This is a genomic window from Mesorhizobium sp. M0047 (assembly GCF_040323315.1).
In the GTDB taxonomy this organism is placed as follows: domain Bacteria; phylum Pseudomonadota; class Alphaproteobacteria; order Rhizobiales; family Rhizobiaceae; genus Mesorhizobium.
In genome coordinates, this window is sequence record NZ_JAMYUW010000002.1 from 44,247 (window position 1) to 67,275 (window position 23,029).

Below are 23,029 nucleotides of genomic sequence, written 5' to 3' on the forward strand. Positions count from 1 at the left end.
CTTAAGCTTCCTTGAATCTTAGGAATTTTGATGACTGAACCGACGACACCGGAGATCCGGCTCTGGACCCCTGAGGGTTTTCGCGAGGATGAGTGGGCTCATGCCGAAAACGCGGACGCGCTTTCCGGCAACGGCCGCTTCATCCTGCCGCTGCAGGCGTTTCTCGATCTCGAGCCGGAGGTGCGCCGCTCGGCCAAGGAACGGCTCGGCGTCGTGCTGCAGCCGGGCGATCAACTCGAAAAGATCGCCGACCTGCTCGACCAACTCTCTCTGGTGGCACTGGCCTTCCCGGCCTTCAGCGATGGCCGCTCGTTCTCCAAGGGCGAGTTGCTGCGCAGCCGTTATGGTTTCGAAGGCGCTGTGCGGGCCACCGGGCAGGTGCTGGTCGACCAGTTGCCGCATATGCTGCGACTCGGCTTCGATGAGTTCGAAATTTCGAATCCGGTGCTGTTGAAGCGGCTGGAGGAGGGCCGCACCGGCGGGTTGGGGCTTTACTACCAGCCAGCCGCCGTGCCGGAGCCGAAGGGGTCGAAATATTCCTGGCGGCGCGCTCGCAACAGCTGACGCAACGGCAATTCCCGACGTCTTTACATCGGCTCCGATCGGGCTTCTCTGCGACTATCCGTACGGAAATATCCGCCGGGTGCGAGGAGGAGAGCATGGTTTTCGACTATGTCATTGCCGGCGGCGGTTCCGCCTGATCCGTGCCCGGCAGGCGTCATTGCGCTGTTGCCGGGCCGGCCATCGCCGAAAAGGCGGCGGATATGATCAAGGCGGCTGCCTGAAATTCTGGTCGAACCAACAATGCCGTTTTCGCTTTCTGCGAACGGTACTGCGGCGATGCTGATCACGATAGACATCAACTGGTCTTACCAATTGTGCGATTTACGCTTTCCCTTCCGCCGTCCTGACCTTAGGATAGGACCATTATTTCGTGATCCGAAATAAACATGGCCACAAGGGAGGAACCGGGAATGGCTGGCAAGAAGATACTGATGCTCGTTGGCGAGTTCAGCGAGGAATATGAGATTTTCGTGTTTGAACAGGCAATGCATGCGGTTGGCCATACGGTCCATGTCGTCTGTCCGGACAAGAAGGCGGGCGACATATTGAAAACGTCGCTGCACGACTTCGAGGGCCACCAGACCTACACCGAAAAGCTCGGCCACGATTACATTCTCAACAAGACGTTCTCCGAGGTGGACCCAGCCGGATACGATGCCGTCTATGCGGCGGGTGGGCGTGGCCCGGAATACATCCGCATCGACAAGCGGGTGCAGGCGCTGGTGCGGCATTTCCACGAGGCCGGCAAGCCGATCTTCACCATCTGCCATGGCGTGCAGATACTGATCGCTGTCGACGGTGTGGTGCGGGGCCGGGAAGTTGCCGCGCTGCATTATTGCGAGCCGGAAGTGACGCTCGCTGGCGGTATCTATATCGATGTCGCGCCGACCGGCGCCCATGTCGACGGCAATCTCGTTTCGGCCAAGGGTTGGCCGGGCCTCTCCAACTTCATCCGCGAATGCCTGAAGGTGCTGGGCACGGAGATCCGCCATGGCGAGATACTGATGCGCGACGAGCGCCAGGCGGCCTGATCCGGAATTTCTAAGGCTGCCGCGCGAACAGCGCGGCGGTCGTTCTATTTTTGTTTTGGCGCAATTCCCCGGGGAAAGTGGCAATGCGCTTTTCCCGGGAAAACCCGTTTCACACTTTTCCCGGAATTGCTTAGGCCGCCGCCCGTGCCTCGTGGAACGACACCAGTTTCCGGCGATTCTCGTCCCACAGCGCCAGTTTGACGCATTGCAGGCTTTCGAGCAGCGTGACGCGGCCGATGCCGCGCAGTTCCGGATAATCCCGCAGCACTTCCTGCAGCCGGTAGCACGGAACCTTGGCCGAGAGGTGGTGGACGTGATGGACGCCGATATTGCCGGTTAACCAGTTCAGCACCGGCGGCAGATCGTAGTAGGATGAGCCATGCAGGGCGGCGTGCTGGAATTCCCAGTCGGCGTCCTTTGCCCATTCCGTTTCCTCGAATTGATGCTGGACGTAGAACAGCCAGATGCCCGCCGAACCGGCGAGGATGACGATCGGCAGATGGACCACCAGGAACGCGCCAGGGCCGACGAACCAGATGAGGAGGGCTGCAGCAATCGCGATGCCAAGATTGGTGGTCATCGACGACACCCAAGGCGTCAGGCCGCCTCGCATCATGCCGACAGGCAGCCTCTGCTCGAAGATGAACAGCCAGATCGGCCCGAGCCCGAACATCACCAGCGGGTGGCGATAGAGACGATAGGCAAGGCGGCCTCGCCATGACATCTGCCGGTATTCGGCAACGGTGAGCGTCCTGATGTCGCCCATGCCGCGTTCGTCAAGATTGCCGGCGGTGGCATGGTGCGTCGCGTGAGCGCGCCGCCAGCAGTCGTAGGGCGTCAGCGTCAGAATGCCGAGCGCGCGGCCGATCCAGTCGTCCGCATAGCGATTGGCAAAGAAGGAGCCGTGACCGCAATCGTGCTGGATCATGAAGATGCGCACCAGAAACCCGGCCGCGGGAAGGATCAGCATCAGACCCCACCAATGGCCATAGGCGTAGGACGCCGAGGACAGTCCCCAGAGAATGGCGAATGGAATGAGTGTGATGGCGAGTTCGACAGCGCTGCGCCGCCTGTCAGGCTTCTTGTAGCGAGCGAGAATTTTCAGCCAGGCGCGCTTGCTGTTAGCGACCGCCTCAGGGGAAATCATGTTCATCACGAAGCATAGGCGGGGTGCCTCCCCGCCGCAAGCAAAGATCACGCGAAATTACTGCGCGTAATTGTCGCGTGGCCTGTCGGTCGAGCAACCGCAGCTCACCCGCTTGATGGTTCTCCCTCCGAGTGGCGGGCTCTCAAGATCATTCGGGGACCCCGAGGTTTGCTGCTAAGATTGGCGGTCGCGTTACCGCCGGCGCCGGCCGACGTCACTTTTCTCCGCTCCATCGAGGCGGTCGAGCAGTTTTCTGAATCGGTCAGGGATATCGCCCTCGGTGCGGAAGGCGGGCAAGGTGCGCATAAAGCGGTTGACCGCCTCGGCGCCAAACTGGCGTCTGACCTCGGCGGCGAGCCGTTCCGTCTTTTCGGCCTTTTTGCGGGTCGTCATCTCAAAATCCTATGTCGGCTTCGAAACTCCTCCAGCAAGAGAATGGTTCCAGCATCACGCATTTGTGGCAAGCAATGCCAGCTCTTAGGGTAAAATTTGAATTAAGATCGAAATGTCATGGGTCGTTGTGCGGGCTTGGCCGACGACGTCCACAATCGCTTACCCCTTGATTTTTGGCCGCCAAACCTCGATATCGGGCTCAAAATCCATATCATTCGAGATTGACGGGAAATGGCGATGAGCGACCAGGCAAAAGACGAACGCGCGCCCGATGAAGTCGAGGCGACCGAGGCCAATGCCGAGCGCACGGAAGGCAGCATCGACGGCGACTATGAAGCCCTTGTGCGGCTGCTGAAGGAAAATGAAGAATTGAAGGACCGCGCACTGCGCGTGGCGGCCGAAATGGAAAACCTGCGTCGACGCACGGCGCGCGACGTGCACGATGCGCGCACCTATGCGGTTGCGAATTTCGCCCGCGACATGCTGTCGGTCTCTGACAATCTGCGCCGTGCGCTGGACGCGATTCCGGCCGAGGCCAAGGCCTCGGGTGACGCCGGCTTCAAGGCGTTGATCGAAGGCGTCGACTTGACCGAGCGCGCCATGCTGTCGGCGCTGGAACGGCACGGGGTCAAGAAGCTCGCCCCTGAAGGCGAGAAGTTCGATCCCAATTTCCATCAGGCGATGTTTGAAGTGCCCAATCCGGATGTTCCGGCCAACACCGTGGTCCAGGTCGTGCAGCCGGGCTATTCGATCGGCGAGCGGGTTCTGCGCCCGGCCATGGTCGGCGTCGCCAAGGGCGGTCCGAAGTTTGCCGCCGCTGAAGCGCCGGTCGAGCCGGGACCGGTGAACGAGCAGGCTGAGAAAGACGCCTGAACGGACAAGCGAATAGGGAGTAGCGAGTAGCGAATAGGAAATACGCAAGAGTTGCTGCGCGGCTTCGTGCTATTCGCTACTCGCTATTCGCTACTCACTCTTTCATTGTTCGCTTCATGAACCCCATCGCGCTTCTCGACTATGCCGGTGTCGCCGTCTTCGCCGCGACCGGGGCACTTGCGGCTTCGCGCAAACAACTCGACATCATCGGTTTCCTGTTCCTGGCCAGCGTCACCGGGATAGGCGGCGGCACGCTTCGCGACGTCATCCTCAACCTGCCGGTTTTCTGGGTCGCCAACTCCAGCTATGTGATGATCTGCGCCGTGGTTGCCGCGCTGGTCTTCTTCGGCGCGCATCGCGTCGAATCGCGCTGGAAATGGCTGCTCTGGCTCGACGCCATCGGGCTCGCCGCCTTTTCGGTGATGGGCGCCGCCAAGGGACTGGCGATTACCGGTTCGCCGGTCGTCTCCGTCATCACCGGCGTGCTCACAGCCACCTCCGGCGGCATTCTGCGCGATCTCCTGGCTGGCGAGCCATCGGTGCTGCTCAGGCCCGAAATCTACGTCACAGCAGCCCTTGCCGGTGCCGGCCTCTATACACTTGGCGATCTTGCCGGGCTGCCGCCGCTCACTTCGGACCTCGCCGGTTTTGCCGCGGCGTTCCTTGTGCGTGGCGGCGCGCTCAAATTCGGCTGGTCGTTTCCGTCCTACAAGAGCCGACCCGGTCGGCGCCCGGAAGATATTCCGTGAAGGAGCGAATAGCGAATAGGGAGTAGCGAATAGGGATGGCAGCCCGCAGGATTGCGGCGTAATTCTCGCTATTCGCTATCACGCCGCGAAGCGCTGGGCTTCCCCGCCATAATAGTTGACGTAGCGGGCGCCGATTTCCTTGACCGGCATCACGACGAAGACGTCGACCGTCGAGAATTCGCGGTCGATGACGCAGCCATCGCCGATGCGGGCGCCAACGCGCAGGTAGCCCTTGACCAAGGGCGGCATCGCCGCGATCGCAGCCTTGGTGTTGACCGCCTCGATCGGCATCAGGTCCATCGAGCAGTAGCGCCCGGACACCGCGCGCACATCCCAGGCCGAATTCGTTCGGCAATGGTGGGCGAGGTAGGTGAGTGCCTCGGCATGCGCCGCCGGCACCGTGCCGTGGAAGGAAGCACAACCGGTCATCACACCGATTTCGTAGTGGTTGATGTAAGCCCAGATGCCTTGCCACAATGCCTCGATAGTGCGCTTTGAGCGGTATTCCGGCAAAACGCAGGAGCGGCCGAGTTCGAGAAAACGCTGGCCGGGGTGACGGGCGATGAGCTTGGTCAGCTCGAATTCACCTTCCGAATAGAACCCTCCGGCGGTGGCCGCGATTTCTTGCCGCAGCAGCCGATAGGTGCCGACGATGCGGCGATGTTCGGGGCCGGAAAGCGTGGTGTCCAAAACCAGCAGATGGTCGCAGAGCGGGTCGAACCGGTCGGCATCACGGCGGTCATGGGTCTGGAACAGGTCTTTTCTGGCGCCAAGTTCGTCGTAGAACACCCGGTAGCGCACTTCCTGCGCGGCCGCGATCTCGGCTTCGTTGCGAGCGAGTCGCACTTCAAGATTACCTATACGGCCCAGTGCTGCGCCCTTCATGACGCAATCGGCGTTACGTCCGGCAAGCAGCGCGCTGCTGGCGTTCGGCCGAGTGTCACATTCCGGCATAACTGTATGCACGAGTGATTCTCCTTCGAGCCATCCCTCTTGGCACGGGGATACGGTGTAGGTGCAACAGGATTGTGACAGTACCGTGATGCGGCCTTGCGGGCAATACTTCGTCGGCTGGCGAATACGATCAACCGGCTACGTTACGTGATCGCGTGGCGCGGATTGGACGGTGAAAAACTCAGGCCGCGACGACCTGTCCCTCGACGGCATTGACCAGCGCCTCAGGGTCGAGCGGCTTGGTGACAAAGCCGCTGGCGCCATGAGCCAATACCGCATGGCGGGTCTTTTCCTGGCTGTCGGCCGACAGTACCATGATCGGCACCGGCGACATTGCGGTTTCTTCCTCATGGCGGCGGATGGCGGCAATCGCGTCCAATCCGTCCATGACCGGCATGTGCAGGTCCATCAGAACCACGTCGAAGCGGTGGTTGTGCCCGGCGCCCGTGACAGCCTCGACGGCGGCCTTGCCGTTGCCGACCACTTTGACGCGATGCCCGGCCTTCAACAGCGTGGCGCGGGCCAGCATGGCGTTGATGTCATTGTCCTCGGCGATCAGCACCGACAGGCCCCGCTGTCGGTTGCTGACGGTGCGAAGTGTCGGCCCGCCACGCCTTTCCAGCTGCGGCTGGATGACGCTTGGGGCATGGCTGCTCAACAGCACGCGCAGAAGCGTTCCGCCGCGCACCGGCCTGGCCAGGAAAGTTGCGTAGCCGCTGGCGCGGAACTCGCCGAGCATACCGCGGTCGGTCGGCGCGATCAGCGTGATGGCCTCGCAGTGGGAAAAACCGCTCAGGCGCAGGCGCTTGAGCAGCCTTCCGTCGCTTTCTTCCATGGCCGCATCGACCAGAAGCGCATCGCAGCCGGCGGCGAAGGGTGCGGCTTGCGCGGCGGTGGTGGCGAGGTCGACCGCGCCGCCATTGGCGCGGATGGTGCGGGCGATGGCATCGGCCTCGACAGCGTTTTTCGAAAGGATCACCGCGCGCCTGCCCGAAAGCGCGTTTTGGCGGCCCTGCTGTGCCTCGGTGGCTGCTATCGCCGGGATCTCGAAGACGAACTCGGATCCCTGGCCGATCCGGCTGGACACCGAGATCGTGCCGCCCATGGCGGCCACCAGGCGTTTGGAGATGGCAAGGCCAAGACCGGCCCCGCCATGCGCACGCGTCGACGTGCCGTCGGCTTGCTCGAACTCCTCGAAAATGCGGTCCAGATCCTCATCGTGCAGGCCCGGACCGGTATCGGCGATGGTGAAGCAAATGCGGTCGGTGGTTTCGGTGCGCACACGCGCAACGCTCACCAACACGCCGCCGCTGTCGGTAAACTTGATGGCGTTGCCGATAAGGTTGAGCAGCACCTGCCTGACCCTGCCCGGATCGGCAGTGATCAACTGCGGCACGTCGGGTTCGACATAGCAGCCCAGCCCGATATCCTTGGCGAAGGCGCGCGCGGCCAGCAATTCGATGATGTTGTCGGCGATCTCGCGCACCGACATCGGCTGCGGCTCCGGGTCGAAGCGCCCGGCTTCGATCTTGGAGTAGTCGAGAAGATCCTCGATCAGGGCAAGCAATGCGCTGGCTGAGGTCGAGACGGCGCCGACATAGGTCTGCTGCTCCGGCGACAGGCTGGTGTCCGCCAGCAGCCTGGCCATGCCCATGATGCCGTTCATCGGCGTGCGAATTTCATGGCTGACGGTGGCGAGGAAGCGCGATTTGGCCTGGCTGGCGTATTCGGCCCGTTCGCGTGCGGTGATCAGCGAGGATTCGGCGCGTTTGCGGGCGGTGATGTCGCGGGCGATGGCGCGATGCGAAACGGCGCCGCTGTCCTTGTCGCGCACCGATAGTTCGATCCACGAAAACCAACGCGGGCCGCTGGGCGTATTGATGGCGACATCGGTGGAACTCAGGCATTCATGATCGGAAAAGGCGGCATCAGGGACGATGCCGACCTCGATGCCGAGTTCCGCCAGGGTCTTGCCTGCAAGGTCGCGCTGATCGGTTTCGACGAGATCGGCGAAGACCCTATTGGCATAGACGATGTAGCCGTCGCGGTTGCGATGAATGACGAGATCGCCGAGCGCATCGATCAGGCCGCGAAAGCGCTCATCACTCTCCTGCATTTCCCACATGCGATCGGCCAGCGTCTCGATCTCGGCGCGGCTGCGGGCGGTGGTTTGGTCAAGAAGGGCAGCGGTGCGGTGTTCGCTCCGCATCGAGTGCAGATGCAAGCCAATGCCGGCAAGGCCGGTTGCCAGCAATGCGACGCTGATGAAGATTGGTGCTCCGGTCAGATGCGCCAGGCCTGCCAGCACGATGATGGCGACGAAGGCCAGGAGCGGAAGCCCCTCGCGTCTGGCGGGCCCCGGCTCAGGCATCAGCGGTGGCGCGGCGACAAAGCGCCGCGCCGACGTCTGCACTGCATCGGCGTCGTTGTCAGTGTCCGCCTCTTGGCTGCCGGATTCCGCGATCATGCGAAATCCTTGCCAGACAGAGATTATGGAAAATTGCGGCGGATCGTTCGAATTTTAGCGGATGGGCCCATTTTGCAGCGGCTGCGGCGGATTTGCCATCAGGCGCGGCAATTCCGTCCGCCTTTCTCCGGCATTCGTGCGGTTCACATGTCCACGACGACGCGGCCGCGGATCTTGCCGTCAACGATATCGCGCGCGGCATCGATGATGCCGTCGAACCCGATGGTCCTGGACAGGCTGGCGAGCTTCTGCAGATCGAGGTCGGTGCCGATGCGCCGCCATGCTTCGAGGCGGACGACCTTCGGCGCCATTACTGAATCGATGCCGAGCAGCGAGACGCCACGCAGGATGAAGGGGGCGACGCTGGTCGGCAGGTCCATGCCGCCGGCCAGGCCGCAGGCGGCGACCGCACCGCCATAGGATGTCATCGAAAGCACATTGGCCAGCGTGTGGCTGCCGACGGCGTCGACGCCACCAGCCCAGCGCTCCTTGGCCAGCGGCTTTGCCGGCTGGGCAAGCTCCTCGCGCGATATTACTTCGGCAGCGCCAAGGTTGATCAAATAGGGGCTTTCGGCATTGCGGCCGGTGGAAGCAATGACATGATAGCCGAGACTGGACAGGATCGAGACCGCGACCGAGCCGACGCCGCCGGCCGCGCCCGTCACCACCACAGGGCCGCGATCGGGCAGAATGCCGTGCCGCTCCAGCGCCATGACGCAGAGCATGGCGGTGTAGCCGGCAGTGCCGACGGCCATCGCGTCATGAGGGCTGATGCCTTGCGGCAGCGGCACCAGCCAGTCACCCTTTACACGGGCGCGGCCGGCATAGGCACCGAAATGGGTTTCACCGACGCCCCAGCCGTTCAGGATGGCTTTGTCTCCAGCCCGCCAGTCGGGATGAGAGGACGAGATGACAGTGCCGGCGAAATCGATGCCCGGCACCAGCGGCCAGCGGCGGATCACCGGCGCTTTGCCTGTGATCGCCAGACCATCCTTGTAATTCACGGTCGTCGCCTCGACCGCGATGGTGACATCGCCTTCCATCAGGTCAGCTTCGGTGAGATCGGTCACGGTTACCGACTGCTTTTTCTCGGCGTCACGCGAAACGACGATGGCTTTGAAGGTTTCGGACATCTCTTTCTCCGCGTCTGCTTGGCGACATGAATTGTGCGGCGCCGGCCGCGTGAGGTCAATCTTTGGAAGACTTGGCGTTTGAAGGCTTTGGCTCGCGCCGCCAGCCGAACAGTTCGTCGAAGACGACCAGTGCCGCGCCGACCGAGATGAAGGCGTCGGCAAGATTGAAGACGGCGAAGGACCAGACCGGCGTGTGGAACAGGACGTAGTCGATGACGTGACCGTAGACGGCGCGGTCGATCAGATTGCCGAGGGCGCCGCCGACGATCAGCGCAAAGCCGGCGCGGGCAAGGATCTGGGACGGCGCGATCCGCGTCGCCAGGAACAGCACGAATGCGACGACCGCAAGCGAGATGACGATCAACCCGGTGTCGCCGAAGGACGAGAACATCGAGAAGGCGATGCCGGTATTGTAGGTGCGAAACAGCGCCAGGAAGGGCACCAGGTCGAGCTTTTCCTGAAAGGCGAGACCGGTCTCGACCAGGTGTTTTACCCACTGGTCCAGCGCTATGGCCGCGACGACGAGCAACGCGTAGGGAGACCACGATCTCACGGGTGGGCAACTTTCATTGCTGGTCCACGATTGGTTCGAGCTTCAGTGCGCCGCGCCGGATCTCGAACAACATGACGCCGGTGGCAACGGCCAGGTTGAGCGAATCGGCACGGCCCGCTTGCGGAATTCTGAGCAGCCTGTCGCAACTCGCAGCCAGGCTTTCGGGCAGCCCCTGCTGCTCGTTGCCCATCATCAGCAGCACGGGCCCGCGGGAAAAATCGACCGAGCGGTAGTCGACCGCGCCCTTCAGGTGGGTGCCGGCGACGAGGCCTGAAAAGCCGCCTCGCCAGGCAAGGAAAGCCTCGGTTGTCGCCTTGGCCACCGGCACGGCAAAGATCGAACCCATGGTGGCTCGAACCGTCTCCACGGAAAAAGGATCGGTGGTGTCGCCGACCAGGATGACGCCCTTGGCACCAACGGCATCGACGGTACGGATGACGGTACCGAGATTGCCTGGGTCGCGCACCCGGTCGAGCGCAACCCAGACATCGCCATTATCGGCGCGGACATCCTTCAGGGCCAGGAATCTTTGCGAAAAGACGCCGACCACCATTTGCGGATTGTCGCGACGGGTAATGGCGACCAGCACCTTTTCCGATACTTCGAGCACCATGCCGCCGGCGGCAACCGTGCGTGCGGCGACCTTCTCTACCGCCGCGTTGCCGCGCCCGGCCTTGGCGAAAACCAATGTCCTGATCTGCCAGCCGAGATCCAGCGCATCGATGACCAGCTTCAGTCCCTCGGCCATGAAAGCATTCTGCTGGTCGCGGAATTTCTTCAGGGCGAGCGCCTTGATATCCTTGACCAGCGGATTGGCGAGGCTGGTGACTTCCTTCACCTGCCCGGGTGCGCCTGCGTGCCGTTCGTTCATTCAGGCCACCCAACGCGAAAACAATGAGGTCGAAAGCGCCCGGCCGGCGGACTTTTCGCGGATGATCAGCTCGCCTGATTCGACTTTGCCGCCCATGCCGGCAAAGGTGTCGCGCATCAGGGCATGGATGGCGAAGAAGGAGGCGCGGATCGAATAGGCGGTCAGCACAACGGCAAGCGGCTTCCGGGTCAAGATCGCGCGGCATAGGTCGGTCAAATCAGGCAAATCCTCGAACAATTGCCAGACCTCGCCCTTGGGACCGCGGCCATAGGCCGGTGGATCGAACAGGATGATGTCGTAGCGGCTGCCGCGACGCTCCTCGCGCTCGGCGAATTTCACCGCGTCGTCGACGATCCAGCGTATCGGCTTGCTGCCGAGGCCCGCCATCTCCTGGTTTTCGCGAGCCCAGCCGATCGCCTTCTTCGAGGCATCGACATGGGTGACCTCGGCGCCGGCACGAGCCGCAACCAGCGAGGCAAGACCCGTATAGCCGAATAGGTTCAGCACCTTGACCGGCCGCTTCGCAGCCGCGATCAGCCCGGCCATGTGGTCCCAGTGAGAAGCCTGCTCGGGAAAGACGCCGACATGGCGAAACGAGGTGAAACGGCCGAGATAGTCGATGCCGTCATGTTTCATCGGCCAGGTCTCGCCGAGCGGCATCTTAGGGAAGCGCCAGCGGCCGATGCCTTCCTCGTCGACGTCACCGGTGAAGACGGCGTCGGCGCGCTCCCAGTCTTTTGCCGGCATGGCCTTTTGCCAGATTGCCTGACCTTCAGGCCGCACGATCCGGTAAGGGCCGTATTGTTCGAGCTTTTGGCCGGCGCCACTGTCGAGCAGCGCATAATCGGCATTAGGCGCCACTTCGAGGATCACCGGAAGATGCTCAGCGGGCAAGGTGCCGGCGCGGCGGGCAAGGACGCGTGGCGCCGATTTCGGCTCGGACCGGTTGCCCGCTTTCGCCTCATGCTGTTGGCGCGGCTGGGCGTCCGGTCCGGCAGGAACCTGGCCGGTACGCGGACGTGACACCTCCGCCGCACCCTTCGCGGATGGATGCGGACGGTTGTCGCGGCGTTTGTCGCGAAAAGACTTCAAGCAGGAGCAACTCCGAGCGGCGTGGCCGCTTTTGACATAGGGCAACCCGCTTCGCAACCAAGTCCGACGCGCCAGCCTCTTCAGTTTATGTCGGCCGGCGATGGACCAAAGTCAAAGAAACAGGCAAATCTGCCGGATGTCCCGCTCCGAACGCCTGCTCGACCTGATCCAGATGCTGCGCCGGCACCGCCGGCCGGTGAGCGGGCAGGCTCTGGCCGATGAGCTCGGGATTTCGATCCGCACGCTCTACCGCGACATCGCGACGCTGCAGGGCCAGGGTGCGCCGATCGAGGGGGAGGCGGGGCTGGGCTATGTGCTCAAGCCAGGCTTCATGCTGCCGCCGCTGATGTTCAGCGACGAGGAGATCGAAGCCATCGTGCTTGGCTCGCGCTGGGTCGCCAAGCAGCCGGACCAGCGTCTCTCGGCTGCTGCCGCCAACGCGCTGGCCAAGATCGCCGCCGTGCTGCCGGACGATCTGCGCGAGGATCTCGACGCGAGCACGTTGTTGGTCGGGCCTCCGGGCGCGGCCGTCGAGGGCATCGATCTCGGTATCGTGCGGCAGGCCATCCGCAACGAGCGCAAGCTCGGCTTCCTCTACCGCGACGCGGCCGGCGCCGCGTCCGAGCGCGTGGTCTGGCCGTTTGCCCTTGGCTTCTTCGACAAGGTGCGGGTGGTGGTGGCATGGTGTGAGATGCGCCAGGATTTCCGGCATTTTCGCGCCGATCGCATCGAAGCACTTCAGGCAACAGACTTGCGCTATCCGCGCCGCCGCCAAGTGCTGCTCAAGGAATGGCGGGCGACGCTCGACAAATCGCGCGGTCCATGACGGCTACTGCCAGAAACTGACAGTATGGCATCCTATGTTCGGCAGATCGAAACCCTGAACCTTGGAGAACGGACATGACCACCCCGAATTTCGTCATCCTCTATGTCGACCAGCCGCAGCAGAGCGGCGCCTTCTACAGTGCGCTGCTCGGCCGCGAGCCGGTCGAAAGTTCGCCCACTTTCGTGCTGTTCGTGCTCGATGCGGGTTTTAAGCTCGGCCTCTGGTCGCGCCACACAGTCGAACCGACACCGGCCGCGGCAGGTGGCGGCGCCGAGCTCGTCTTCGCGCTGGATACACCCGACGCGGTCGATGCCGCTCATGCCGACTGGTCGGGGCGCGGGCTGAAGATCCTGCAGACGCCGACCGACATGGATTTCGGCCGCACCTTCGTTGCGCTCGATCCCGATAATCATCGGCTGCGCGTCTGCTGGCTGTCCGACGGGGAACAGGCCAATGGAGGACAGAAATGAGAGCATACTGGATCGCCGTAGCCTCGGCTGAACATGTCAGGCGCGGCCGCCAGGTCGGCTTCATGCAGGTCAACCACGGCAAGGCGTCACCGCTGCGCCGGGTCCGGCCCGGTGATGGCATCGTCTATTATTCGCCGACCACCATTTTCGGCGAAAAGGACGGTTTGCAAGCTTTCACCGCGATCGGCACGGTGCGGGAAGGCGAACCCTATCAGGGCGACATGGGCGGCGGCTTCACGCCGTTCCGTCGCGATGTCGAGTGGGCAAAGGCCGAGGAGACGCCGATCAAGCCGCTGCTCGACAGGCTGGACTTCAGCGCGGGGAAGTCGAATTGGGGCTATCAGCTTCGGTTTGGCCTCTTCCCGATCAGCGCGCATGATTTTTCGCTGATCGCCGAAGCGATGGGCGCCAAAATGGCTGTATCGGCGAACTAGGGCTTGAGCACGTCATAGACCGCTATGCCGGCGGCAAGGTCTTCGAGCGCTGCGCCGACCGATTTGAACAGCGTGATCTCACCAGCGCTCTCGCGGCCTTTCTTCTGGCCGCGTGCGAGTTCATGCAGATCGGCGACAATGGCTTCCGGCTTCAATACGCCGGAGGCGAGCGGCTGGACGATGTCGCCAGCCTCCTTGGTGGCGCCGGCGCGGGTGTCGACAAAGACGCGGGCAAGCGCGATCGCGTCATCATCGCTTTCGCGCATCGTCGGCGTAAAGCCGCCGACTAGGTCGACATGTGTTCCCGGCCGCAACAGTGTGCCCTTGATCAGCGGCGTCGTCGTGATCGTCGCCGACGAGACGATGTCGGCCTGCTGAAGCTCGGCATCGAGATCGGTGGCGGCGCTGGCGGCGAAGCCTTCGGCCCGCAAATCGGCTGCGACCTTCTCGGCATTGGCCGGGGTGCGGTTCCAGATGCGGATGGATTTGATCGGCCGCACGGCGCTATGCGCCTTGGCGAGGAAAGGAGACAGCGCGCCGGCTCCGACCACAAGCAACTGCGAGGCATCGCCGCGGGCGAGATAGGAGGCCGCCAGCGCCGAAGCGCAGGCGGTGCGCCACTGAGTCAGCCGCTGGCCGTCGATCAACGCCTCGGGCTCGCCGGTGGCGCCATTGAGCAGGAGGTAGAGCCCCATCACCGCAGGCTTGCCGACGGCGTTGTTGTCGGGCGAGACGGTGACGATCTTGACGCCGACGTGACCACCAGCCGACGTTCCGACCGCGTTGAAATCGGTCCAGGCCGGCATCAAAAGCAAGGTGGAGGCCGCACCATCGGGCCGCTCGATCGTATGATGATGCCTGACCGGCTGCACCGCACCCTCGCGAAACGCCGTGCGCAGCGTCTCGACCAGTCCGGGAAAGGTCAGCGCGTGGTCAACCTCTGCGGCCGAAATGGTCAGCATGAAAAACTCCGTGGGGACAAAACCGCCGACGGGCGGTTCAAGTGGTCGGCTTCGGCAATGCCGCCCCTTGGGTCGATCCTTGGTCCGGGCCTTTCGCCGCCGCCGGCACGCGGCTGACCGCCTGGCGCAGGTTCTCGGCCTCGATGCCGCGCTGGCGCGCCAGCTTGCGATAGCGGCCCTGCTTGACCCAGGTTGCCACGCTGCCGACGATCATGCCGATGGCGAGGGCCAGGAACAGAAAGATGAACAGCGGCAGCGTCAGCGTCAGCTTCGGATTGCCGGGATTGAACGGATCCAGCGTGAAGGCAACCAGTTCGCGATTGGCAACGGCGAGTGCGATCAGGATGATCGCAAGGGGCACGAAGATCACGATGAGGACGAAGCGATTGAACATGATGTTTTCCGTCGGAAGCTGGCCTCTCCGAGAGGCCGTCTGGCGCAGACGCCCGCCTACTTGCCGCCGTTCAGCCTTTCACGCAGTTCCTTGCCGGTCTTGAAGAACGGCACCCATTTCTCCTCGACCTCGACGGATTCGCCGGTGCGCGGGTTGCGGCCGGTGCGGGCGGGACGGTTTTTCACCGAAAAAGCACCGAAGCCGCGCAACTCGACCCGGTTGCCTTCGGCAAGGGCGTCGGTGATTTCATCGAAGATCGCGCCGACGATGTTTTCGACGTCGCGTAGGAAAAGATGCGGATTGCGCGTGGCAATAATCTGCACAAGTTCGGACTTGATCATGAGACGGATCCCCGTGAAAGCAGTGCGGTCAAAATTATGAGGATGATTTTATTTGCTTTTTTCACTTGCCCCAAGCGGCATCTCAAGGGTGCCAGACGGAAACGAGACCGTCAAGAAACAAGCGGTCGGCGCCGAGTTCATGGATGATGTCGCCGCTGGAGGCCGGCAGGCCGAGCGCGCTGCCGATCGTCTGCGCCATCGCCTTGGAGAATAGGAAGCCGCCCCGCCGTCCGGTGTCTTTCCATTCGACGACCTCGAGTTTGGCATCGACGCCCTTGGTCGCCAGCCAGTTGACGGCTTCGGTCTCGCCGCCGACGGCGTCGATCAGTCCGTTGGCGACACCCTGGCGACCGGTGAAGATCGAGCCGTCGGCAAGTGCCAGCGCCTGTTCGCGGGTCATCTTGCGGCGCTCGGCAACGATGCCGACAAACCAGTCGTAGCTGTCGAGGATGAGCTTGCGGACCATGGCGCGCTCGTCGTCATTGGTCGCCTTGAAGGGAGAGGGCGCAGCTTTCAGCGGCGAGGATTTCACTTCCTCCAGCTTGACGCCGAGCTTGTCCATCAGGCCGCTGACGTCGGGATACTGGATCAGGACGCCGATCGAGCCGACGATCGAGGTCTTGCGGGCAACGATATGATCGGCGGCACTGGCGATCATATAGCCCGCCGATGCGGCGAGCGTGCCGACCTCGGCCACGACAGGTTTGTCGGCCGCCAGCTTGCGCACCTCGTCATAGATCGATTCACCGCCGACCGTGGTGCCGCCAGGCGAATCGATCGACAGGATCACGCCTTTCACCTTCGACGACAGGCGAATGGTTTCCAGCCGCTTGATCAGTTCCTCGTCCTCGGTGATCGTGCCTTCGATCTTGACCTTGGCGATATGGTCGACCACCGAGCCGCCGAAATCGTCGCCATAGAACCAGGCTGAAAGCGCGATCACCCCGAGGGCAACGATGCCGATCGCGGCAACGCGCCAGAATGTCAGCTTGCGCCGCAAGCGGCGGCGGTCGATCAGGTCGTCGGCTCTCGGTGCCATGGTCAGCCTTTCAGTCGGCGGGAGGAGACGCTTTTAGACCATGATCCTCCCATCGGGAAGCAATTCTCTTTTGTGCATGGCGAGACAATTCATTCAGCAGGGGGCGAGATGGCCACCCGCGTCGGCAATCGAGTAGGACGGCTAGACGGGCTCCCACCCCTTTCTGCTCACGTATTTGTGCAGTCGCCCCGAGGCGCGCAGCGCGACCGATGGCGGATATAATTTTACGCCGCGTGTCTGTTTCTGCTATGGAGAACGTGCGGTTGTGCGGATCTCGTTTTCATCTGTACAAGAGCGGCTGTCACATTTTTGCAGTTTTCGTGGGCTTGTGCTTGCTTGAAGGCGCCGGCGTCCCACCTATAGGCGGTGCTCGGGGCGGGCAGGGGTTTAGAAGAAAGCAGTGAATGTTAGCGCGACCGATTGAACCGACCAACGCCGAGATGGAGTTGGCTCCCCCGGCGGACGGCCGGACGCGCGGCGACGCTTTCGACCGCGCGCGGCGTCATTCGCGCCGCGTGCGCGTTCTCAAATTCGCCGTGCCGCTGGCTGCTGCACTGATCGCCATTGCTTTCCCGGTCTATTCCTATCTCGCCGCACCCGTCTCCGTCACGGTCCAGGCGGAAGGCACGGCCTTTTCCAACGGCAAGCTGGTGATGGCCAATCCCAAGCTAAACGGTTTCACCAAGCAGAAGCAGCCCTATTCGATGACCGCGCTGCGGGCCATTCAGGATGTCGGCACGCAAGGCATCATCGAACTGGAAGGCATCGATGCCAAGGTGCCGATCGCGCCTGACAATGTCGCTGCGATCAAGGCTTCGCATGGCACTTACGATCGTGACGGCAACACGATGAACCTGACCAGCGACGTGACGATCACCACAAGCGACGGCATGCAGGCCAATTTCAAATCTGTCTTCCTCGACATGGGCAAAGGCACTATGAAGACGGGAGATCCCGTCGATGTCAGCCGAGGCGGTTCGCGGATAACAGCAGATTCGATGTCGGTCCGGGACAATGGCAAGGTTCTGGTTTTCGAAAGCAAAGTGCGCGTCAATATCGCTTCCGCCGCCTTGAAGACGGCAGAGGGAAACAGCGGAGAAACCAATGCGGCTCAGTAGTTCGACGCGGCTCGCGGCTGCGACTTCAGCGTTGCTGCTGCTCGGACTGGCGCCGTCATTGGCGCAGACCACCAGCCAATCAGGTCTCAAGCTGTCCGGCGACAAACCGATCCAGATCGAAAGCGACAAGCTGGAAGTCCGTCAGGCCGACAGTGTCGCCATCTTCACGGGCAATGTCAGCGTCGTCCAGGGCCCGACATTGATGAAGGCCGGCAAGATGATGGTCTATTACGTCAAGGATTCCAACGCCGGCGGCAAAGGCACGGAAGCGGCCGGCGCGGCGGCGATGACCGGTTCGGCCAACATCGATCACATGGAGATATCCGACAAGGTCTACATCAAGTCGGATGCGCAGGTCGCGACCGGCGATCAAGGCAGCTTCGATATGAAGAGCCAGGTTCTGGTGCTTTCGGGCAAAAAGGTCGTTCTGTCGCAAAACGACAACGTCCTGGTCGGCTGCAAGCTCACTGTGCAGATGAAAAGCGGGCTGGCTCAGGTCGATCCATGCGCTGGTCAACGCGTCCAGATGTCGATCACCCCGCCGCCGAAATCGGGAGCGACGAACCCCTGATGGCCAGCCTGTCGTCGCTGACGGCGCGTCTTCCGGGACGGGCCGCCGGCAAGCTTTCGGCGCCGACCACGGTGACCGTCGATACGGGAAAGTTCAAGGGAACCCTGATCGCCAAGGGTCTGACCAAGAGCTACAAGGGCCGCAAGGTCGTCAGCGGCGTCACCATCGGCGTGCGCGCCGGCGAGGCCGTCGGACTGCTCGGGCCCAACGGCGCCGGCAAGACGACCTGTTTCTACATGGTCACGGGCCTGGTGCCTGTGGATGAAGGCACGATCGAGATCGATGGCTTCGACGTGACCTCGATGCCGATGTACCGTCGCGCCCGCCTCGGCATCGGCTATCTGCCGCAAGAGGCCTCGATCTTCCGCGGCCTCAATGTCGAGCAGAACATCCGCGCCGTGCTGGAAGTGGTCGAAAAAGACCGCAAGGTGCGCGAACGCAATCTCGACGAGTTGCTTGAGGAATTCCACATCAGCCATCTGCGCAAGTCGCCGTCCATGTCGCTCTCCGGCGGCGAGCGGCGGCGCCTGGAAATCGCGCGTGCGCTGGCGACCCGTCCGGCCTACATGCTGCTCGACGAGCCTTTTGCCGGTATCGATCCGATCGCCGTCGCCGATATCCAGCAATTGGTGCGCCACCTGACAGCGCGCGGCATCGGCGTCCTCATCACCGACCACAATGTGCGCGAAACGCTAGGCCTGATCGACCGCGCCTATATCATCCATGCCGGCCAGGTGCTGACCCACGGTCGGGCCGACGAAGTGGTTGCGAACGCCGATGTGCGGCGGCTTTACCTCGGCGAGGGTTTTACGCTCTGAGCGTGAAATTTGTTTCCTGACACGATTTTTTCGCACTCGCGGGGCTTTTTTCCTCGATTTTGAGCCGCGATAACGCTCAGGTAAGTGGGTTTTGCTAGCAATTGCCTTGACAAGCAAAAGCCGGGCCAGTTTCTAATGGCCGGCTGCAAAAATTGTTCTCCGGAAGTCCGGATGCGTAGACGAGGCGTTTGAAACCGAACCATGGCATTGGCGGCCAAACTACAGCTACGACAATCACAGTCGCTGGTGATGACGCCGCAGCTGATGCAGTCGATTCGGCTGCTGCAGTTCACCCATGTCGAACTCGAGCATTTCATCGACGAGGAAATCGAGCGCAACCCGCTGCTTGAGCGCGCCGAGCCGCAGGACGATGCCGCCGGCGAACAGGCGCAGAAGGTCGAGGCGGAGCCGCAGGCCACCACCGAAGGCGACTGGTTCGAAAAGGAAATGCAGTGGAGCGCCGAAGCGATTTCGGACAAGCTCGACACATCCCTGGAAAACCTGTTTCCCGACGACCCGGGAACCAGCGAGCGGCTCGGTCCCGACCTGACGGCGCAATGGAAATCGGCTTCCGGCAATGGCGCGAGTTCCTCATCCGAAGGTTTAGACGCCGGCGACATGGCGGCCGCGGCGATCACGATGCGTGACCATGTCGGCGAACAGGTCGCGCTTGCCTTTGCCGATACGACGGCACGGTCGATCGCCGCCGACCTGGCCGATGGCCTCGACGAGGCCGGTTATCTGCGCGCCGACCTGGCCGAGATCGCCGCCCGTATCGGTACAGACGCCGCCGCAGTGGGGAAGGTACTGGCGGTGTGCCAGACCTTCGAGCCGGCCGGCCTGTTTGCCCGCGACCTTGCCGAATGCCTGTCGCTGCAGCTTGCCGTGCGGGACCGGCTCGATCCGGCGATGACGGCGCTGATCGCCAATCTCGAACTCCTGGCGCGGCGTGATTTCCACGCGCTGAAACGGATCTGCGGCGTCGACGAGGAGGATCTGCTCGACATGCTGGCCGAGATCCGGGCGCTCGATCCCCGGCCCGGTATGGCATTTTCGGGTGGCGCCAGCGATGCGATCGTCGCCGATGTCGAGGTGCGTGCCGCCAATGACGGCAGCTGGACGGTAGAACTCAATGCCGAAACGCTGCCGCGCGTGCTGGTCGATCATATCTATTTCGCCCAGGTCTCGCCGCAGGCGAAGAATCAGGCCGAAAAGGATTTTCTGGCCGAATGCCTGCAAAACGCCAACTGGCTGACACGCAGTCTCGACCAACGGGCGAAGACGATCCTTAAGGTGGCCTCGGAAATCGTGCGTCAGCAGGATGCCTTCCTCGTCCATGGCGTGCGCCAGTTGAAGCCGCTCAACCTACGCACGGTGGCCGATGCCATCGGTATGCACGAATCGACGGTCAGCCGGGTCACCGCCAACAAATACATGCTGACACCGCGCGGCGTGTTCGAACTGCGCTACTTCTTCACCGCCTCGATCGCGGCGTCGGGCGGTGGTGACGCGCATTCCTCGGAAGCTGTGCGTGACCGCATCAAGCAATTGATCGATGAGGAAAAACCCGTCGACGTGCTGTCGGACGATGCGATCGTCGACATGTTGCGGGAGAGTGGCGTCGATATTGCCAGACGGACGGTCGCCAAGTACCGGGAAGGAATGAATATTCCCTCCTCGGTGCAGCGCCGGCGCGAGAAACGGGCAATGGCCAGCGCCGGGCGCTGACGCGGTTCGACTTTCCTCAGGCCAGCACTTCATTGACAAGCCGCGGTGAAGTGGCTAGAAGCCCGCCCGCATGAGACGGGCTAGATGCCTGCATGCGGATGGTCCGTCACGACGTTGGCCTCGGGACGGTCAAAAGGCGGCTTGTGATCAACCGGAAAGTTCGGATTTAAAATCGGCGCGAGTGACGCCGCAAAGCTTGTGCGCACGGATCACGAGTATAAACTCGGGCCAGTTTGAAGCCTGAGCAAGGAAGGTCAGTTTTCAGATGAATCTGCGCATATCGGGAAAACACATGGATATCGGCGATGCGTTCCGCACACGCATCAATGATCGTGTCGGCGAAGCGATCGGCAAATATTTCGATCGTGGCTTTGCCGGTCACGTCACGGTCATCAAATCGGGCTCGCGCTATTCGGCGGATTGCATGATCCGGCTGGATTCCGGCGCTTCGCTGCAGGCTACCGGCGATGCCCAGGATCCGACATTGGCCTTCGAGGCCGCGGCGGATCGTCTGGAGACCCGCCTTAGGCGCTACAAGCGGCGGCTGAAGTCGCACAGTTCGGGTGCCGCAAATGGCGAACCGACCGACATTGCCTACACGGTGATGGCGCCGCTTGCGGACGACGACGAGGAAATTCCGGAGAATTTTGCACCGGCTATCGTCGCCGAATCGACCATGACGCTGAAGACCATGTCGGTGGCGTCGGCGGTCATCGAGCTCGACAACAAGGACAGCCCGGTCTTCGTCTTCCGCAATGCCGGAAACGACCATCTCAACATCGTCTATCGCCGGCCCGATGGAAACATCGGCTGGATCGACCCGTTCACGACCAAGGTCGCACAAGCGTGACGACAAGGGTCGCACGGACGTGACGACCACGGTCGCACTGGGATAAGAGCCGGCCGCACGAGGGGTGGGGACTGGTGACGGCAGGCGAACAAGGGATTTCAAGCATGGATCTGAGCGATCTTATCAACGTTCCGGCGATACTGCCGGCGTTGAAGGCGAACTCCAAGAAGCAGCTGCTGCAACTGCTGTCCGAACGGGCAGCGGCGATTTCCGGCATTCCGGAACGGGAGGTGTTCGACACCATCCTGCAGCGTGAACGTCTGGGCTCGACCGGCGTCGGCAACGGCATCGCCATTCCGCACGGCAAGCTGGCCGGCGTGAAGCGCATCGCGGGAGTTTTCGCGCGGCTGGAGACGCCGGTGGATTTCGAGTCGCTCGACGATCAGCCGGTCGACCTGGTGTTCCTGCTGCTGGCGCCGGAAGGTGCCGGGGCCGATCATCTCAAGGCCTTGTCGCGCATCGCGCGGGTGCTGCGCGACGCCGACACTGTGGCCAAGATCAGGGGTACGCGCGACGCCGCGGCAATTCACGCGCTTTTGTCGGACACCCAGGCCTCACACGCGGCCTGAATTCAGGACGAAACCCTCGCAAGGGCCGCCACGGACGGCCCTGCTCGTTTCGATTGGGATCACCTCAGTGAATGGCGACCGTGGTCAGGTCGTTTTCCATGGCGCCGGCCAGTGCACGGTCACGCGCATCGGAAAGCAGGATCGGCTGACCATTGGCGGCAAACAGCGCCCACAGTTCCATGCCGGGCGCGATTTCGCCGAGGTTGGGGAACCGGCCGAGCAATTCGTCGCTCGAGACCTTTCTGAGATAAGCGACCGAGCCCTCGCCGAGATGCGCGAATTCGCCATTGGTCATGGTGATATTTTCAGTTCTGGTCATTTCAAAGCCTCCTTGGCGCGAGGACGCCGCTCAAGGCCATCCCGCATGAGAGCCATCGGTAAAGATTAGTCTTTCACCGATATATTTATTTTCCGTACCAGCCGTTCGGACTCCGGCCGATCGAGATCGATCGACAAAAGGCCGTTCTTCAGCTCCGCCGCGATCACCCGCATGCCGTCGGCTAGCACGAAACAGCGCTGGAACTGGCGCGCGGCGATGCCGCGATGAAGAAATTCGCGCTCGGTGTCGTCAGTCTGACGGCCTCGCACGACCAACTGGTTTTCCTCCGTTGTGACATCGAGATCGCTTTCGGCGAAACCGGCGACCGCCAATGTGATGCGTAACCTTTCGGTCTTGCCGTCGGCGCCGCTGAGGCGTTCGATGTTGTATGGAGGATAGCTGTCACCGGACTTCGCCAAACGTTCCAGGGTCTTTTCCATGGCGTCGAAACCAAGGAGAAGCGGGCTGGAAAAAGGCGTCATTCGGCTCATGTTACACTGTCCTCTCAAGAGCGACATCAAGTGGAAAAACCCAGATGGCATTTTTCCCGATGGCCTTGATATGGTCCGCCCCGCGACCAAGTTCAAGCCGTCAATAGACCCGCCCAAAAAGACCAGGTCGTGGACTCACAGGAATGATCGGCATGGCGCTTGAAACGGCGAGCAGATGCAGGGAGAAGCGCGCAGGCCGGGATTGTCTTCCCAGGTCGAGCGGTTCGACGTGGCAGCTCGCGGCCGCTTCGGCGTCGTTTGGATGTTTCGAT

At 62.3% G+C, this 23,029-nt stretch carries 28 protein-coding genes; 13 read left to right on the forward strand and 15 right to left on the reverse strand.

The features are described from left to right. Window positions 1-30: 30 nt before the first annotated feature. Window positions 31-564 carry a DUF934 domain-containing protein gene (locus NKJ89_RS01940; protein ID WP_023760763.1) on the forward strand — a complete coding sequence of 178 codons (534 nt, stop codon included), beginning with the start codon at window positions 31-33 and terminating at the stop codon, window positions 562-564. Window positions 565-587: 23 nt separating this feature from the next. On the opposite strand, the gene NKJ89_RS01945 is transcribed toward NKJ89_RS01940, so the two are convergent. After that, window positions 588-860 (reverse strand): hypothetical protein, encoded by a 273-nt coding sequence (locus tag NKJ89_RS01945; RefSeq protein WP_023760762.1) that lies wholly within the window; start codon window positions 858-860, stop codon window positions 588-590. 114 nt (window positions 861-974) lie between these two features. On the opposite strand from NKJ89_RS01945, the gene NKJ89_RS01950 reads away from it, so the two are divergent. Further along, window positions 975-1,595: a DJ-1/PfpI family protein gene (locus NKJ89_RS01950; RefSeq protein WP_136618515.1), complete on the forward strand. Its 621-nt coding sequence runs from the start codon at window positions 975-977 to the stop codon at window positions 1,593-1,595. Between the two features lie 130 nt (window positions 1,596-1,725). On the opposite strand, the gene NKJ89_RS01955 is transcribed toward NKJ89_RS01950, so the two are convergent. Both NKJ89_RS01955 and NKJ89_RS01960 read right to left on the reverse strand, forming a co-directional pair. Next, window positions 1,726-2,748 carry a fatty acid desaturase gene (locus tag NKJ89_RS01955; RefSeq protein WP_352599417.1) on the reverse strand — a complete coding sequence of 341 codons (1,023 nt, stop codon included), beginning with the start codon at window positions 2,746-2,748 and terminating at the stop codon, window positions 1,726-1,728. 186 nt (window positions 2,749-2,934) lie between these two features. Then, entirely contained in the window at window positions 2,935-3,135 is a 201-nt protein-coding gene (locus NKJ89_RS01960; protein ID WP_352599419.1) for a hypothetical protein, read from the reverse strand. A gap of 237 nt (window positions 3,136-3,372) precedes the next feature. Here NKJ89_RS01960 and grpE point away from each other — a divergent pair, with 237 nt between their 5' ends. After that, on the forward strand, window positions 3,373-4,008 hold the full coding sequence (grpE, locus tag NKJ89_RS01965) for a nucleotide exchange factor GrpE (protein WP_023760758.1): 636 nt from the start codon (window positions 3,373-3,375) through the stop codon (window positions 4,006-4,008). A 116-nt stretch (window positions 4,009-4,124) separates the two neighbouring features. Then, window positions 4,125-4,757: a trimeric intracellular cation channel family protein gene (locus tag NKJ89_RS01970; RefSeq protein WP_352599421.1), complete on the forward strand. Its 633-nt coding sequence runs from the start codon at window positions 4,125-4,127 to the stop codon at window positions 4,755-4,757. A 78-nt stretch (window positions 4,758-4,835) separates the two neighbouring features. Here NKJ89_RS01970 and olsB read toward each other — a convergent pair whose 3' ends face one another. From olsB to NKJ89_RS02000, 6 genes are all read right to left on the reverse strand, one after another. Beyond that, entirely contained in the window at window positions 4,836-5,711 is an 876-nt protein-coding gene (gene olsB / locus NKJ89_RS01975) for a l-ornithine N(alpha)-acyltransferase (RefSeq protein ID WP_023760756.1), read from the reverse strand. A 181-nt stretch (window positions 5,712-5,892) separates the two neighbouring features. Beyond that, complete coding sequence (locus NKJ89_RS01980; protein WP_352599423.1) at window positions 5,893-8,178, reverse strand: ATP-binding protein; 2,286 nt, start codon at window positions 8,176-8,178, stop codon at window positions 5,893-5,895. Window positions 8,179-8,321: 143 nt separating this feature from the next. Further along, on the reverse strand, window positions 8,322-9,311 hold the full coding sequence (gene acuI, locus NKJ89_RS01985) for an acrylyl-CoA reductase (NADPH) (protein WP_023760754.1): 990 nt from the start codon (window positions 9,309-9,311) through the stop codon (window positions 8,322-8,324). A gap of 55 nt (window positions 9,312-9,366) precedes the next feature. Beyond that, window positions 9,367-9,864, reverse strand: a complete 498-nt coding sequence (gene lspA / locus NKJ89_RS01990; RefSeq protein ID WP_023760753.1) for a signal peptidase II — start codon at window positions 9,862-9,864, stop codon at window positions 9,367-9,369. Window positions 9,865-9,877: 13 nt separating this feature from the next. After that, entirely contained in the window at window positions 9,878-10,735 is an 858-nt protein-coding gene (locus NKJ89_RS01995) for a TrmH family RNA methyltransferase (protein ID WP_352599425.1), read from the reverse strand. Next, the gene (locus NKJ89_RS02000) at window positions 10,736-11,827 is read right to left on the reverse strand and encodes an RsmD family RNA methyltransferase (protein WP_352599427.1); all 1,092 of its coding nucleotides are present in this window, start codon (window positions 11,825-11,827) and stop codon (window positions 10,736-10,738) included. Between the two features lie 136 nt (window positions 11,828-11,963). On the opposite strand from NKJ89_RS02000, the gene NKJ89_RS02005 reads away from it, so the two are divergent. The 3 genes from NKJ89_RS02005 (at window position 11,964) to NKJ89_RS02015 (ending at window position 13,557) form a co-directional block, all read left to right on the forward strand. Then, the gene (locus NKJ89_RS02005; RefSeq protein WP_352599429.1) at window positions 11,964-12,653 is read left to right on the forward strand and encodes a helix-turn-helix transcriptional regulator; all 690 of its coding nucleotides are present in this window, start codon (window positions 11,964-11,966) and stop codon (window positions 12,651-12,653) included. 74 nt (window positions 12,654-12,727) lie between these two features. Then, on the forward strand, window positions 12,728-13,123 hold the full coding sequence (locus NKJ89_RS02010; protein ID WP_352599431.1) for a VOC family protein: 396 nt from the start codon (window positions 12,728-12,730) through the stop codon (window positions 13,121-13,123). Continuing rightward, a complete protein-coding gene (locus NKJ89_RS02015; protein WP_352599433.1) occupies window positions 13,120-13,557 on the forward strand; it encodes an EVE domain-containing protein in 438 nt (145 codons plus the stop codon). Before NKJ89_RS02010 ends, NKJ89_RS02015 begins: the two co-directional genes overlap by 4 nt. Here the strand turns inward: NKJ89_RS02015 and lhpI are convergent. The 4 genes from lhpI to sppA form a co-directional block, all read right to left on the reverse strand. Further along, window positions 13,554-14,519 (reverse strand): bifunctional Delta(1)-pyrroline-2-carboxylate/Delta(1)-piperideine-2-carboxylate reductase, encoded by a 966-nt coding sequence (gene lhpI / locus NKJ89_RS02020; protein ID WP_352599435.1) that lies wholly within the window; start codon window positions 14,517-14,519, stop codon window positions 13,554-13,556. The two genes, NKJ89_RS02015 and lhpI, sit on opposite strands and share 4 nt — an antisense overlap. A gap of 37 nt (window positions 14,520-14,556) precedes the next feature. Further along, the gene (locus NKJ89_RS02025) at window positions 14,557-14,913 is read right to left on the reverse strand and encodes a DUF1049 domain-containing protein (RefSeq protein ID WP_352599437.1); all 357 of its coding nucleotides are present in this window, start codon (window positions 14,911-14,913) and stop codon (window positions 14,557-14,559) included. A 56-nt stretch (window positions 14,914-14,969) separates the two neighbouring features. Then, entirely contained in the window at window positions 14,970-15,254 is a 285-nt protein-coding gene (locus tag NKJ89_RS02030) for an integration host factor subunit beta (RefSeq protein ID WP_006200394.1), read from the reverse strand. An 82-nt stretch (window positions 15,255-15,336) separates the two neighbouring features. Next, window positions 15,337-16,293, reverse strand: coding sequence for a signal peptide peptidase SppA (gene sppA / locus NKJ89_RS02035; RefSeq protein ID WP_023760746.1), 957 nt, complete (start codon window positions 16,291-16,293; stop codon window positions 15,337-15,339). A gap of 404 nt (window positions 16,294-16,697) precedes the next feature. Here sppA and lptC point away from each other — a divergent pair, with 404 nt between their 5' ends. The 6 genes from lptC to ptsN all read left to right on the forward strand — a co-directional run bounded on the left by lptC (window position 16,698) and on the right by ptsN (window position 21,947). Next, window positions 16,698-17,411, forward strand: coding sequence for an LPS export ABC transporter periplasmic protein LptC (lptC, locus tag NKJ89_RS02040; RefSeq protein WP_352599439.1), 714 nt, complete (start codon window positions 16,698-16,700; stop codon window positions 17,409-17,411). Beyond that, a complete protein-coding gene (locus NKJ89_RS02045; protein ID WP_352599441.1) occupies window positions 17,398-17,982 on the forward strand; it encodes an LptA/OstA family protein in 585 nt (194 codons plus the stop codon). The genes lptC and NKJ89_RS02045 overlap by 14 nt, the downstream gene beginning before the upstream one ends. After that, complete coding sequence (gene lptB, locus NKJ89_RS02050; protein WP_023760743.1) at window positions 17,982-18,800, forward strand: LPS export ABC transporter ATP-binding protein; 819 nt, start codon at window positions 17,982-17,984, stop codon at window positions 18,798-18,800. The genes NKJ89_RS02045 and lptB overlap by 1 nt, the downstream gene beginning before the upstream one ends. A gap of 201 nt (window positions 18,801-19,001) precedes the next feature. Further along, a complete protein-coding gene (rpoN, locus tag NKJ89_RS02055) occupies window positions 19,002-20,528 on the forward strand; it encodes an RNA polymerase factor sigma-54 (RefSeq protein ID WP_352599443.1) in 1,527 nt (508 codons plus the stop codon). A gap of 265 nt (window positions 20,529-20,793) precedes the next feature. Beyond that, window positions 20,794-21,378, forward strand: a complete 585-nt coding sequence (gene hpf, locus NKJ89_RS02060) for a ribosome hibernation-promoting factor, HPF/YfiA family (protein WP_352599444.1) — start codon at window positions 20,794-20,796, stop codon at window positions 21,376-21,378. Between the two features lie 104 nt (window positions 21,379-21,482). Continuing rightward, window positions 21,483-21,947: a PTS IIA-like nitrogen regulatory protein PtsN gene (gene ptsN, locus NKJ89_RS02065; RefSeq protein ID WP_013529589.1), complete on the forward strand. Its 465-nt coding sequence runs from the start codon at window positions 21,483-21,485 to the stop codon at window positions 21,945-21,947. Between the two features lie 64 nt (window positions 21,948-22,011). Here the strand turns inward: ptsN and NKJ89_RS02070 are convergent, their stop codons facing one another. Then, window positions 22,012-22,266: a BQ00720 family protein gene (locus tag NKJ89_RS02070; protein WP_023760740.1), complete on the reverse strand. Its 255-nt coding sequence runs from the start codon at window positions 22,264-22,266 to the stop codon at window positions 22,012-22,014. Window positions 22,267-22,331: 65 nt separating this feature from the next. Beyond that, entirely contained in the window at window positions 22,332-22,757 is a 426-nt protein-coding gene (locus tag NKJ89_RS02075; protein ID WP_023760739.1) for an Hsp20 family protein, read from the reverse strand. Window positions 22,758-23,029: the final 272 nt, after the last annotated feature.

Excerpts from the sequence above, each read along its gene's own strand:
- NKJ89_RS01940 (WP_023760763.1), top strand. The coding sequence starts at position 31 with ATGACTGAACCGACGACACCGGAGATCCGGCTCTGGACCCCTGAGGGT.
- NKJ89_RS01945 (WP_023760762.1), bottom strand. The coding sequence starts at position 860 with ATGTCTATCGTGATCAGCATCGCCGCAGTACCGTTCGCAGAAAGCGAA.
- NKJ89_RS01950 (WP_136618515.1), top strand. The coding sequence starts at position 975 with ATGGCTGGCAAGAAGATACTGATGCTCGTTGGCGAGTTCAGCGAGGAA.
- NKJ89_RS01955 (WP_352599417.1), bottom strand. The coding sequence starts at position 2,748 with ATGAACATGATTTCCCCTGAGGCGGTCGCTAACAGCAAGCGCGCCTGG.
- NKJ89_RS01960 (WP_352599419.1), bottom strand. The coding sequence starts at position 3,135 with ATGACGACCCGCAAAAAGGCCGAAAAGACGGAACGGCTCGCCGCCGAG.
- grpE (WP_023760758.1), top strand. The coding sequence starts at position 3,373 with ATGAGCGACCAGGCAAAAGACGAACGCGCGCCCGATGAAGTCGAGGCG.
- NKJ89_RS01970 (WP_352599421.1), top strand. The coding sequence starts at position 4,125 with ATGAACCCCATCGCGCTTCTCGACTATGCCGGTGTCGCCGTCTTCGCC.
- olsB (WP_023760756.1), bottom strand. The coding sequence starts at position 5,711 with ATGCCGGAATGTGACACTCGGCCGAACGCCAGCAGCGCGCTGCTTGCC.
- NKJ89_RS01980 (WP_352599423.1), bottom strand. The coding sequence starts at position 8,178 with ATGATCGCGGAATCCGGCAGCCAAGAGGCGGACACTGACAACGACGCC.
- acuI (WP_023760754.1), bottom strand. The coding sequence starts at position 9,311 with ATGTCCGAAACCTTCAAAGCCATCGTCGTTTCGCGTGACGCCGAGAAA.
- NKJ89_RS01995 (WP_352599425.1), bottom strand. The coding sequence starts at position 10,735 with ATGAACGAACGGCACGCAGGCGCACCCGGGCAGGTGAAGGAAGTCACC.
- NKJ89_RS02005 (WP_352599429.1), top strand. The coding sequence starts at position 11,964 with ATGTCCCGCTCCGAACGCCTGCTCGACCTGATCCAGATGCTGCGCCGG.
- NKJ89_RS02010 (WP_352599431.1), top strand. The coding sequence starts at position 12,728 with ATGACCACCCCGAATTTCGTCATCCTCTATGTCGACCAGCCGCAGCAG.
- NKJ89_RS02015 (WP_352599433.1), top strand. The coding sequence starts at position 13,120 with ATGAGAGCATACTGGATCGCCGTAGCCTCGGCTGAACATGTCAGGCGC.
- lhpI (WP_352599435.1), bottom strand. The coding sequence starts at position 14,519 with ATGCTGACCATTTCGGCCGCAGAGGTTGACCACGCGCTGACCTTTCCC.
- NKJ89_RS02025 (WP_352599437.1), bottom strand. The coding sequence starts at position 14,913 with ATGTTCAATCGCTTCGTCCTCATCGTGATCTTCGTGCCCCTTGCGATC.
- NKJ89_RS02030 (WP_006200394.1), bottom strand. The coding sequence starts at position 15,254 with ATGATCAAGTCCGAACTTGTGCAGATTATTGCCACGCGCAATCCGCAT.
- sppA (WP_023760746.1), bottom strand. The coding sequence starts at position 16,293 with ATGGCACCGAGAGCCGACGACCTGATCGACCGCCGCCGCTTGCGGCGC.
- lptC (WP_352599439.1), top strand. The coding sequence starts at position 16,698 with ATGTTAGCGCGACCGATTGAACCGACCAACGCCGAGATGGAGTTGGCT.
- NKJ89_RS02045 (WP_352599441.1), top strand. The coding sequence starts at position 17,398 with ATGCGGCTCAGTAGTTCGACGCGGCTCGCGGCTGCGACTTCAGCGTTG.
- lptB (WP_023760743.1), top strand. The coding sequence starts at position 17,982 with ATGGCCAGCCTGTCGTCGCTGACGGCGCGTCTTCCGGGACGGGCCGCC.
- rpoN (WP_352599443.1), top strand. The coding sequence starts at position 19,002 with ATGGCATTGGCGGCCAAACTACAGCTACGACAATCACAGTCGCTGGTG.
- hpf (WP_352599444.1), top strand. The coding sequence starts at position 20,794 with ATGAATCTGCGCATATCGGGAAAACACATGGATATCGGCGATGCGTTC.
- ptsN (WP_013529589.1), top strand. The coding sequence starts at position 21,483 with ATGGATCTGAGCGATCTTATCAACGTTCCGGCGATACTGCCGGCGTTG.
- NKJ89_RS02070 (WP_023760740.1), bottom strand. The coding sequence starts at position 22,266 with ATGACCAGAACTGAAAATATCACCATGACCAATGGCGAATTCGCGCAT.
- NKJ89_RS02075 (WP_023760739.1), bottom strand. The coding sequence starts at position 22,757 with ATGAGCCGAATGACGCCTTTTTCCAGCCCGCTTCTCCTTGGTTTCGAC.